The organism is Paenibacillus lignilyticus, from assembly GCF_017942085.1.
Taxonomy (GTDB): domain Bacteria; phylum Bacillota; class Bacilli; order Paenibacillales; family Paenibacillaceae; genus Paenibacillus_Z; species Paenibacillus_Z lignilyticus.
The window spans coordinates 186,001-198,636 of sequence record NZ_JAGKSP010000001.1; the positions used below are offsets into that span (position 1 = coordinate 186,001).

At 50.4% G+C, this 12,636-nt stretch carries 7 protein-coding genes and 1 tRNA gene; all 8 read right to left on the reverse strand.

The genetic code is table 11. The annotated features are described in order from the left end of the window. Positions 1 to 933: a carbohydrate ABC transporter permease gene (locus I8J30_RS00860; RefSeq protein ID WP_338044757.1), complete on the reverse strand. Its 933-nt coding sequence runs from the start codon at positions 931 to 933 to the stop codon at positions 1 to 3. Next, complete coding sequence (locus I8J30_RS00865; protein WP_210654592.1) at positions 930 to 3,881, reverse strand: extracellular solute-binding protein; 2,952 nt, start codon at positions 3,879 to 3,881, stop codon at positions 930 to 932. Before I8J30_RS00865 ends, I8J30_RS00860 begins: the two co-directional genes overlap by 4 nt. A 100-nt stretch (positions 3,882 to 3,981) precedes the next feature. Next, complete coding sequence (locus I8J30_RS00870) at positions 3,982 to 5,418, reverse strand: ABC transporter substrate-binding protein (protein WP_210654594.1); 1,437 nt, start codon at positions 5,416 to 5,418, stop codon at positions 3,982 to 3,984. Between the two features lie 459 nt (positions 5,419 to 5,877). Then, positions 5,878 to 5,964 (reverse strand) — tRNA-Leu (locus I8J30_RS00875). A gap of 90 nt (positions 5,965 to 6,054) precedes the next feature. Continuing rightward, positions 6,055 to 7,203, reverse strand: coding sequence for an SGNH/GDSL hydrolase family protein (locus tag I8J30_RS00880; RefSeq protein WP_210654596.1), 1,149 nt, complete (start codon positions 7,201 to 7,203; stop codon positions 6,055 to 6,057). 150 nt (positions 7,204 to 7,353) lie between these two features. Further along, entirely contained in the window at positions 7,354 to 9,810 is a 2,457-nt protein-coding gene (locus I8J30_RS00885) for a glycoside hydrolase family 27 protein (protein WP_338044758.1), read from the reverse strand. Positions 9,811 to 9,892: 82 nt separating this feature from the next. Further along, complete coding sequence (locus I8J30_RS00890) at positions 9,893 to 11,590, reverse strand: extracellular solute-binding protein (RefSeq protein WP_210655990.1); 1,698 nt, start codon at positions 11,588 to 11,590, stop codon at positions 9,893 to 9,895. 142 nt (positions 11,591 to 11,732) lie between these two features. Beyond that, positions 11,733 to 12,629, reverse strand: a complete 897-nt coding sequence (locus I8J30_RS00895) for a carbohydrate ABC transporter permease (protein ID WP_210654600.1) — start codon at positions 12,627 to 12,629, stop codon at positions 11,733 to 11,735. Positions 12,630 to 12,636 lie beyond the last annotated feature (7 nt).

Below are 12,636 nucleotides of genomic sequence, written 5' to 3' on the forward strand. Positions count from 1 at the left end.
TTATTCACCTACTTTTTTCAGAAGCTTCTGCGTAATCAAGTTCGTTAACATCATAATCGCGAACAATATCGTCGCGATTGCCGAGGCATAACCCATCTGGAAACGGATGGTTCCGTAGTCGACCAAATGCGTAACGATCGTATGAGCGGCATAATCCACGCTCGGGAATCCGATCATATAAATCGAAATTTCGGCTACCGCAAATGCCGATGTAATCTGGATAACGGCACCGAACATCAATTGCGGACGCATCGCCGGAAGGGTAATAAACCACAGCTCCTGCCACCGATTCCGAATCCCGTCGATCGCACCCGCTTCATACAAGGTTCGATCGACATTTTGCAAGCCGGCGATAAAGGCAAGGAAGGATGTCCCTAAGCTGAGCCACAATTGAACGGCCATCAGAATCGGAAGCATATACCGCGGATCCTGCAGCCATTGAATCGGTTCCAGAATAAAGCCCCATTTCATCAGAAACGAGTTCATGAATCCGTAGGAATCACTGGAGAACAGCGTCTGCCAAATCAAATAGGTATTCCCCGCGATGGATGGCGCGTACAGGATGAGCGTCAGCACTGCACGCAGCTTAGGCGGCAATTCATTGATCAGCCATGCGAAAATAAAGCAAGCCACATAGCTGATCGGACCTGTAATAAAGGCGAATAAGAACGTGTTCTTTACGGCAATGAGAAACACATCATCCGCAACGAACAGCTGCGCGTAATTGTCCCAGCCCACAAATCGCGGAAATTCCAGCATATTGAAATACGTGAAGCTGAGAAGGACCGACATGAATACCGGTATGACGGTAAACACGGTGAAGATTAGAAAATAGGGAGCCATCAAGACAAGCGCATGCTTGTTCTTGACCAACTCGGTCTTGATATGGCTTAGTTTCTTAAACGTCGTCGCACTAATTGGGAATCCCCTCACTTCTCATAGGGAAGATTGAATTCTTTTCGTCTGGCGTTGATCTCTTCATTCATGTAGCGAACGTAGAAGTCCATCGTTTCACGCGGATCTTCGCCTTGCACCACTACTCGGCGGAAGGCATTGTCAATGTTCCGGCCGGTTAAATACCCGCCGGGCACTTCCGGAATCCCCCGCGTCCATTCCATTTGTTCGAGCAGCGTGTTTAAATCTTGGACCGGCCATGAAAGCAGCTTCAGCGCCTCGATATTCGCGGTCGGATAACGGGCCGATGTTCCTAAACGAACTTCCATCTCGCGGCCAAACGCCAGTTGCGTTTCTTTGGAGGTCCACCATTTCATAAAGGACCATGCCGATTCCTTGTCATTCGTATGCTCGAACATGACGGCTGCCGTGCCTCCCGTACCCACATCGCGACGAATCGTTCCATCGGGCTGCTTCGTTCCGGGAACAGGAGCAAATCCCCAGAGCCCCTTAATTTCCGGTGCATACACGGATAGCTTGTTATACATCGTATAATCCACGATGCCGATTGGCATCTCGCCGGTACGGAAACGGTTCGCAAAATCAGTCTGGATCGGAATCTTGTAATTCACGTACAGATCCGTCCATTTCTTGAACTGCTCGACAGCCGTTTCTTCGTCCAATCCCGTGGCCATATCATTATGCTTATAGAACTGCCCGTCATTCTGATAGAGCAGCATGGCAAACGTAGGGCTTGGCGGAAGCGTAATGATATCGGTCGTAACGACATCATTCCCTTGCGCATTAAGACCTCTCTGCGGCAATCCGAATTGCAGGTTATGCTTCTGCAGCTCCGGTATGAGGGCATACACATCGTCCCAGGTTTGGGGAATCTTCAGATGCAGTTCATCTTCGATGATGTCTTTCCGATAGAACAATACCGGGAACGTCTGCTGCTCAGGCAGTCCATAATACTTCTCGTTGTACTCGTAAGGCACCATCACGCTGCTCTTAAACCGCTCGGTAACCTCACGGAAGTCAGAGAATACGGACAAATCCTGGAGCGCATTACGTGTTGCGAAATTAACCGGAACCTCATTCCCTACTTGCAGCGCAACATCAGGACCTTTGCCCGCTACAGTGGAAGGCAGCAATATATCCGCGGAAACCAGCTTAAGGCTCACTTTGATTCCCGTGTCATGGGTGAAATTGTCATCGACCAACCGTTTCAGAATCTGCGCTTGGTCGCGTCCGGATGTCACCCAGACGGTAATGACCTTCTCCCCTGCGTCATTGCTGCTGAAATCGTCATAGTTCTCATAGAACGAGGCGGTGAACGAAGCTAGGCTGGATTTGAACTTTGCCCAGGTTGTCGCTTCCGGACTCGGAAGCTCCGCACCGGGTTCCGAGACGATTAAATAATCGATCGCAACCGGCTGTTCATTAATCATCAGCATCCAGGTACCCAGTGCACCGACATTGCTCTTGAATGCATCGATTCGGCTTGGCACCGTATCCGGCCGATCCGCCATGTCTTTCAACTGATATGCCAGCGTATTCAATAGGGCAGAACGGTCATTGCCCCCATCCTCGGGACCTTGAATCATGCGCGCGATCGCATAGAGGCGGTCGCTTTCCTCGCGGAAAACGTTAGCCATCTCCGGAATACGCTTGTCCAGCGCATAGTCCCGGAACTGATCCGGCACGACGCCCGTAAAGCTAATGACCTTCCGATACATCGCATTCAGGTTCAGCACGCTGTTCTCCACGGTCCGCAGCACAGGCGCCAGCTCGCCAAGCGTTACTTCAAGCCGGATGGTATGTTTGCCCGCGGTCATATAAAACAAGTAAGGCTTATCGTTCTGCTTGCCCAGTACCTTCATCTGCCAATCGCGGTCATATGCGAAACCGATCCGCTGCGCTTCCTTGAAAGGAAGCCGTCCGTCGATCGTCAGCGTTCGCAGCGCCGACATCGCAGTCAAATAGTTCTGCCGGTTCTTGAAGGCGATTTGATATAACCCGTCCTTCTCCACTTCGACTTCCCATTCTATCCACTGTCCGGGCATACGCCAGGTCCACCCGCCCATCGCATTGTTACGCAGCTTGGATGCGTGGAAAGGCTCGACAGCCGGGCTTGAGCGGTCATTGTAAGGGAGGAGCATTGGCGTGGATTTCAGCGAAGAGGCTTCCCCTTGAATTTTCATAAAAGAGCCTTCGACAGGTGTATAGCCATGCTGCTGGTATTGTTTCTCCAGTTCATCGTAGGCAATGGTCTTACTCGGCTTAGTTAATTTCAGGTAATCGATGACCAGCGGTTCTTTACTGGAGGTCAACGTCAGCTCATGTTTCCCTTTACTAAGAAAAAATTGATAGGGCTGCTCATAATAGCCGCTTGCATCTTCAAACAGCGATTCCTGCCACATTGACACTTCGATCTGCTTCGGCGCCAAATCATTGCCATTGTCATCACGGTCAAATACAGCCTTCTCATCCTTCCAAATGCGGCTGAAGACAAGGCTTCTCGCTTCATTAAAAGGGGTTTCCCCGTCGATCTTCAGACCTCTCTCGATGTCCGAATCTTTGCCCTTCACGGTAAAATACTTCATCTCGATCTGGTATAAGCCGCTTTGCTCAACGTCCACGGACCATGAAATCGATCCCGTCTCTTCCGTCGAGACCATCTTCCCTTGCTCGCCTTCGTAGTTCTCGACAATGGCTGCATTCATGCCTGATGCCTCATTGAAGCTTTCGGCTTCTATCAGGATGTCGGACTTTGGCTCGGGAGTGTCTTTGTGCTTGGACAAATATTCATCGTAGCTGCCTTTCTTGAACGAAGACGACAGCTTCATTAAGCTTGCACTGTCAAGCGGGCGATCTTCGGCGGAAGCCGTTTGATCGGAGCCGCCCCCTATCGTTGTTGCCGCAAAACAGATGATGGCAGATAAGATTACGAGTGCCGAAATAAGTTTGGTATAGGATCGCCTCATAGTTCCCCTCACAAAAACGGACCCCCAAATCGTCTTCATATGAAAATCAAAGCCGATTCGAGGGTATCCCGTTCAAATTACATGAAATATGCTAATTGCGTTACTTCAAGTCCGCTTGCAGCTTCGCGATGCCTGCATCAAATTGATTTTTGACTTTCTCTACTGCTGTAGCAGGCGCTACTTTACCTTCCGTAATATCTTTCAGTACGCTGTCAACCAATTTGTCTGCATCCGGAATGGCGATGTAGCTGCCGCTGTAATCGATTTTGTCGTACATTTGCGTACGCGTATCAAGTGCATCCGGCGTATATTGGTTTTTCCAGCTTTCTACTGCAAGCTCTTTGTTTTTTCCGTGCAAGCTGATTTCATCCATGATTTTCATAGCGATTTCAGGATTCTTGGAGTATTTGGAAACCATGTACATGTTGCCGTAAGGCGTGTAGGATGTGTAATCTGATGCGTTAGGCGCTTTCGGGAAGAAGACATAACCAAGCTCCGTATCCTTCATGTTGTCCTTCAAGCCGCCAAGCTCCCAGCTAAAACCGCCATACATGACGCTTTTGCCGGCGATAAATGCTTTGTCATTGCCGTCTTTGGGAGCCGGCTGCAGGATCGATTTATCCACATTGTACATATCCGCTACCAATTGAAGACCTTGGATCGAGTTTGCGCTGTCCATCGAGAACTTCATGTTGCCGCTCTCGTCTTTATCGAACGAGCCTTTATTCCCGTATACGAATTGCTCCGTACTTACTTTCATATCGCCGATGTATCCGAATACGTCTGTTTTGCCGTCGCCGTCTTGATCTTTCGTTGCGGCTTTAGCAAGCTCGCGGAATTTATCCCAAGTCCATGCGCCGCTCTTCTGCAATTCGTATGGATCTTCAACGCCAAGCTGTTGCACGAGCTTCTTATTATAGAAAATGCCGTATGGAGAAGGAGGAGAATCAATGAATCCGTATTGTTTGCCTTGGAAGCTGCCGCCGTTCTTCATCCAAGGTATGTACTTGGAATCGCTCAGATCCAGCATATCGTCGATTGGCAGGATGAAGTTCTTGTTTACGAGTCCCGGGAATGACCAGAACAGCTCAAGCACGACTACATCCGCGAACGGATCGCCTGCAAGCGAGGTCGTTGTCAGGTTCTCTACATATTTGCCGTAATCGCCGAACTTCACGAATTCGATTTTGCCGTTATATTTCTTCTCTGCAGCTTCGATTAACGCGATTTGCTCGTCTTCCGCAGGACCACGATCTTTCTCTTCCATCAGACGCGGGTCAGCGCCGTCCCACCACAGACCGATTTTGATTGTTGCGCCTTTCAGATCGCCGGCACTCTCTGCAGGAGCGTTTTCAGCTGTGTTCGCGGCATTGGTTTCGTTCGTCGTTGCCGCCGCGTCTGTATTTGCTGCTCCTTCAGAAGTCGTGTTATTCGTTGTGTTATTCGTTGTGTTGTTTGCGCCACATCCTGCCACCGAAAAAGCTACCATCAATGCTGCTGCCGAGACCATCAAACTACGTTTGTTTCCATTACGCATTTTGTTTTGTCCTCCCCTTGGTTAGAAAAAGTAGTTACTTGCATCTAAACCCTTGCTGAGCTGCTAAAGTATGGATGGCCTCCTCTCTGGACGCACTGCTCGAAGGTATACCTTGACTATATTAAATAGGTATAACCTGACATTTGTTTGCGTTTTCATTTTATGACTAATTTACTGAATTGTAAATAGTGAATATATCTTTTTATGAAATTTTTAATAGATTTGACAATTTCGAACTGAAAATCGATATAAATATACAGGTTTTGTCGATAAAGATATACTCCATTTGCAAAAGGTACATTTGGATATGGTATATAGGTCAGATGTACAAGATTGTTTACAGAGTGGCTATCGAGTTAGATGAAGGGGAAAAGGCATATCATTCATTCTGTTCGAGGCAACAAAAAAAGGGCTCCGCAAGCTCGATTGAGCTTGCCGAAACCCTTGTTCGTTAGCGTATGGTGCGGTCGAGAGGACTCGAACCTCCACGGCTGTTACACCACTAGAACCTGAATCTAGCGCGTCTGCCAATTCCGCCACGACCGCATCTGGCAGTTGTCGCTTCATAAGAGAAGCAGCGTTTATTAAAATACCATATTTGTTAAGGCGAAGTCAATATTTTCTTGAAATCCGCCATCAATGCTCCAACAGCGCCAGCACGCGAAGCCAATTCCCGATGCTTCGCTCATCCTTCCGTGCAGTATTGCGCACCCTAATCCGCATCGGCTCTGCCTGCGCATGTGCCACCAGTTGGACAGGCACCGGCCTCTGGAACAACGGACACCACTCATCGAACGGATTCACGAGTCGGAACGGTCCTCCGTTGACGGAGAATTCCAGCATACCGGAATCCGGCCCGCATAGGAGCAGCAAACCCGCTCCATGTCCATTCACGTCGAAGCTGAACGCTGCCTCCTGTGAATCTGAGGCCAGATGATCCGCAGCATATCGCCAGTTGACCATGTTGTCCGGTCTCCCCTGTTTCCGGAGCAGCTTCACGTCGTAGGCTTCGGACATGTTTCTCATAGCAGCTTGCTCATAAGATCCTTCAAGCAATGGTACCGGAAGGTCGAATGAAATCTCGTTCATCGTCCCAGTCGTATTTTCCTCTAAAGCAGCCTCCAGAAACGCCAGCAATAAATCCGCATAGAAAGCATAGCCGGCATCATTCGGATGCGTGCGATCCGGCGCAAGCTGCTCCCATGTCCCTCCGCCTGCCCACAGCCAATCACGCACCCTCGCGAAGAACGACACCGAAGGCAGACCGTAATGAGCTGCAACCTCTTCATGTGCAGAGATGAAGAAAGGTTCCTTCTCCCTGAGGTTGTTCTCGTCCGCGGAATAGAGAAACACAATGTCGGCCCGCGGCGACAGCCGGCGGCATTGTCTCACGATCCCCTCCATGCCACGGATTGTCTCCGCTCTTCCTTCAGCGGTTTGCTCGCGGTGCTGGCTGTCATTCACCGCAAACTCGATGAACAGCAGGTCAATGTCTTGCTCCGACATGACATGGGCTTGCAGTCGATGCGCGCCGAGCGTAGAGTTCGTCCCCCCGACCCCCGCATTAATGAAGGTCCATTCAGCAGATGCGTAGGCGGTCTGCAAGTATTGCTCCGTGAGCGCTCGCCAGCTGGATTGATCAGGATCAGAGGCGCCGTAGCCTTCCGTAATTGACCCTCCGAGGAAAGCGACGGTAACGGGTTCGTTCAGACTCAGCTTCTTCCGAAAATGCGGCAAACCTTCGCGCACAGTACAATATGGATTGATGTTCATCATGTTATTCATCCCTGATCCTCCAACAAGGCAGGCCCTCCGCATAAGAACGTCCATAAAATGTTGTAAAAATCGCAACATTTCCTCCACGGAGCTCGCTAATCCATAGAAATGTTGCATAACTGGCAGCATTTCAACTCGCGAAGAGCCGCCTGCATTCTATTAAGGTGTAACTCGGAGCGAATCCAGCAGCATATACGTCCCCGTTTTCTTTACGGCTTTAAACGTGTGGCTGCCCGAAGTCAAACCGGTGATTTGGTAGACGACCTGGTTCGCAAGCCGGGTCGCATTATACGTGCTGACTGTCGCCTTGAAGACGTTATCGATATAAATATCAACATCGCCTTGTCCCGCTTCCTTCTCCGTGATGTATTCAATGCCGGTTCCCGTAAACGTATACTGGACGTAATCATTGTTCGTTTGCGTAAAATGAACGTCATTGTTGAAATCGCCGAAGCCTCGGTTTCCGTTCAACGACCATGCTCCGGAGTACGTAAGACCTGCGTCCGAATTGTTGATTTGAGTTTTATTCGTGGTCACCTTGAACGCGTCGATAAGCATGTAAGTACCTGACTTCTTCACGACCTTGATCGTATGGCTGCCGTTCGTTAGGCCGGAAATCCGGTACACGCTTTGCTGCGTCAGTCGGGTTGCATTATAGGTGCTTACCGTGCCTTTGAAGACGTTATCGATATAAATATCGATATCCCCTTGTCCCGCTTCTTTCTCCGTAATCAGCTCAACACCGGTTCCGTTAAACGTATACTGAGCGTAGTTGTTATTCGTGGACGTATAATGCACATCGTCCTGATAATCGCCAAATCCTCTGCTGCCGTTATACGTCCACGTACCGGAGTAAGTGATCGATGTATCGGTGTCATTGACAGCGATGTCGGCCGGAACGCTGAAGCGCAATTTGTCCACTAGCATATAGGTACCCGATTTCTTAACCGCCTTCAGCGTATGCGCTCCGTTTGCGAGCCCGCTGATGGCATATACGGACTGCTGCAGCTGCCTGGTTGCGTTATACGTACTGACCGTCCCTTTAAAGACATTATCGACGTAAATATCGATATTACCTTGGGACGAGTCCTTCTCCGTAATCAGTTCTACGCCTGTTCCGTTAAACGAGTATTCGAAATAATCGTTGTTTGTTTGCGTGAAATGGACATCGTCCTGGTAATCGCCGAGTCCGCGGTTGTAGCTGCGCTGCCAGCTGCCCGAATACTTGATGCCTGTATCGTCGTCATTAGCCGTAACCGATCCGCCCGCAGCTCTTACCTTCAGAAGCCGCGAGCCATGAGCAGGCAGATTGATTGAGCTGTAACCGGTATTATAAGAGCCCAGATCGGTATGCGACCACAAGTCGCGGACGTTTGCCGCGCCGTTCAACCCGATGTCGGTCCAGTTCACCGTCACCGTTGCCGCCGCGCTGCCGAGATTCACCAAGCCAACCGTGTAGGTGCCGTCTCCGTTGTTGGCGTACCAAACCTGCTGATTCGTTGCCGTCGACACGGGATGCGCCGGCCGGCCCGCTTGGTTGACGGCGATGACTTCATCGTTAGTCAGCAGACTAATGCCGAAGCTGTCCAGATTCGTCAGGTCATTGCCGGTATACAGCTGCGCAGAAGACATAGCCCACAGCGTCATGGCCGTACGGCGTTCATCCTGCGTCAAGCCGTCCATTGCGCCATTACCGACGTTCAGCGAATCGAAATCATTCCAACCGCCGGGTCCTGCGTCCCGCCACCATGTAGCCGCATCCGGAAATAACCGAGCGATATTCGGCCACGAAGTCAATGCGGTATTCGTGCAATAGCACTCCACATCCCAGTCGACCCGCCAGCCGTTTGCATACTGCTTCCAAGTGTCAACGTAATTGTGATCCAGTGCCCAAGAAAGCTCGAACCAGATGCCATGCGGAGCAAGCGCTTGCGACCAAGCGGCAACATCGCCGCGGGAATCGATGGACGTATCGTTATGTCCGGATCCCGGCGTAACGCTATCGAACTTCAAGAAGTCAACGCCCCATGAATCCAGCAGATTCGCGATCGAATCAATATATTTCTGCGCGCATGGGTTCGAGAAGTCGATTTTGTAGCCGAGCCCCCAGTAATCTGCCGTCGTCAAAGGCAGTACCGCGATGTCCTGCATCGAGCAGCCAGGTGCGTTATAAATAGGCAAATCCGCGGTATACGCCTGCGGCGCCAAACCCGGAATCATGTACAACCCGATCTTCTGGCCGTTGTTGTGCACATAATCGATCACCTCGCCGAGACCGTTCGGGTAAAGCGTCGCGCTCGGCACCGGCCGCCCATAGCCGTCCATGCCGCCGTTCCAGCCGGCATCGATGTTGATGTACTCGTAGCCATGCGATTGCAGCGTCGTATGCATCGCATCGGACTGCACCTTAATCTGCGCTGCCGTAATCCAAGCAGAGTTGCCGCTGTACACCTGCATGCTGTAGCTGCTCCAGCCCATGTACGGTTTAGCGCCCAGCCCGTTGTTTGCTGCGTATGCTGTGTTTTCTCTAGGTGCGATTACGGCAAGCTGTGCAACGATTAACAACACAACAATCACCCACACGCGTAAAGCTCTGCCTGCCCGAACCTGAATCACATCATTCATCCCCTTTGCATCATTGGCATTAAAAAAACCGGGCGCCTATGCATCGATAATGCGCCCGGTTGTCTTGCCATGCTTATTTCTTGAACGTGGAGGAATCATACGCTTTTTGCAAAATTTCCAGGTAACGATTGAGCTTCAGATCTTCAAGACCTTTTACGTAGCTGTCCCAATCTTTATCCAGGCTCTTGTGACCCGTGATGAATTGCAGCGAGTTCTCATCGATGTACGTTTTGATGTTCGTTTGCAGCATTGTAGCTTCATCTACTTCGGAAGGATCAAGCCAGATTGCCCACAGCGGGAACAGCTCTTGCGGCTCATGACCTTGGTATTGCAGCGTTGCTTGATACAAACGACGCTCATAGTTCGCGGAGTCGTAGATGTCTGTGCCTTGTACATAGCTGTCACGGTATTCTTTCGGCATGTAGAAGTGAGCCATACCGCTCCAACCGGCGTTACGAGGCGCTTCGCCTTCCGCTCTCGGAATCGGTGCAACCATCGGTTTCACGCCTTCGCCAAGCGCTACCTCGCCGTCTTTCGGATCTCTCCAGTCAATGTCTTTCATACCGGATGCGCCGTTTGTTTGACCTTCAGGAGAGAACATGTAATCAACAAGCTGAATCAGTGCAACTTGCGCTTCTTTGCTTGCTTTGCTGGTGATTGCGAATTTCGCGCCGGGGGAAACACCGCCGCCGTCATGTGTAGCCAGCGATACGCCGTTTGGTCCTGTAAGCGGTGGTACCGGGTTGTAGTCTTTGGAGTTTTTGTTGCCGTGATCGATGTTTACGAATATAGCCGGGTGCATCCCTGCGCCTGCGCCGAGAATTTGCGCATCGCCGTTTTCGCCGATTTTCTTGAAGGCTTCCGCATTTTGCGTGAAAGCGCCCGGATCGATCAGACCTTCATCGAACAACGATTTAATGTACGTCAAACCTTGTTTCCATTCGTTCGTTACAGCCGCGGAGCCTACTTTACCGTCTTTCATCAACAAGTGGTTGCGGTCGTCATCATACACGAATGCATCCATCAAATAAGGAACGACGCGAACGCCGAAATCCTCTGTCGAGCCGCTGAGCGGTACTTCGTCTTTTTTGCCGTTGCCGTTAGGATCTTGGTTTTTAAACGCTTCCAAAACCTTCTTGAAATCTTCCGTCGTTTTCGGCATATCCAGCTTCAGCTTCTCCAGCCAGCCCGTGTTCAGCCACATTTTGTTCGGGTACGAACAGTGGAAACATTGGGAGTAAGCAGGAAGACCGTAGATGTTGCCGTCCGGCGCTACGCTGAATGCTTTGAAATCCGCATTGCTGTCCAGAGCTGCCTTAATGTTCGGTGCATATTGATCGATTAGATCGTTCAGCGGAATCAATACGCCTTGCTTACCGTATTTAATTAGGTCCGCTTGGGAGAATTGATCGATATACGCCGTCAGCATATATGCATCCGGGAAATCGCCGCTCGCCAAGGAAATTTGACGTTTCTCTTTAGCGCCATCGCCTGGAATGGCTTCGAACGTGAATTTAATGTTGAATTTATCTTCCACGAATTTCGTGAACTTGTTCGTTTCCAGGTTAATGTCCTGTTCTTGTACTGCGAACAGCTTGATGTCGACCGGTTCTGCAGGCGTAGCCGTGTTTGTTTCGGCAGGCTCGTTCGTATTCGTCGCTGCGGCATTTGTCGGTTCGGTGTTCGAAGACGTATTACTGTTTCCGTTGTCTTTGGAGCAAGCCGACATCACCATGGTGGTCATCATGACGATTGCGAGCAAGCTTACCATTCTCTTTTTTAACACGTGTAATCGCTCCCTTTTAGTAGATCTGCTTGGTTTATTGCCATCACCAATACCATCACGTTCAAGCACAGCCTGTGAACAGATGCGCTTGTAAACGGCATCACCCCTTTCATAGCCTCCATTACAATCAGCCCTTAACCGACCCTACCAGCATCCCTTGCACAAAATAACGCTGTACGAACGGATAAATAATCAGCACCGGAAGTGTGGCTACGACAATCAGCGAGTATTTCAGTAGCTCTGCCAGCTGCTGCTTCTCCACCTGCTTCATGGCATCCATGTTGGAGCCGCTGTTGTTCTGGATGATGATACTTCGCAGGATCAGCTGCAAGGGGTACTTACTTGATGTTTTGAGATAAATAAGGGCATCAAAGTATGCATTCCACTGACCGACCGCGTACATGATGACGAGTACGGCAATGATCGGCTTGGACAGTGACAGCACGACACTGCGAATGAAGCGGATATCCGTACAGCCGTCGATTTCGCTCGCTTCCACAAGCTCAGCCGGTATGGACTGCTGGAAGAAGGACCTTGCAATGATAACCTGCCATACCCAAACGGCGTTCGGAATGATTAGCGCCCATCTTGTGTCGATCATCCCCATGCTCTTCACGACCAAATAAGTCGGAATCAGTCCTCCGCTGAACAGCATCGTGAACGTAATGAGCATCATAATGACGTTTCGTCCGAAGAACGTCGACCGCGAAAGCGGGTACGCCAGCATGACCGTCAACATGACACTGATCAATGTGCCTGCCGCCGTGTACAGCAAGGAATTGCCGTAGCCGGTCAATACTTGCGGATTCTTAAACAAGGCTTCGTAGCCCTTTATCGAGAAATCGACCGGCCACAGCCAGACACGTCCCGCAGAAACGGCAGCCGGACTGCTGAATGAGCTGCTGAAAATGTAGATTAACGGATAAAGCACCGCCACCAGCACGAGGGCCAGAATGATGTAAATGACGGTTAGGAACACTTTATCGCCTGATGATTCTTTGATTCGAGTCGCTACCTTAGCCACGTGAACA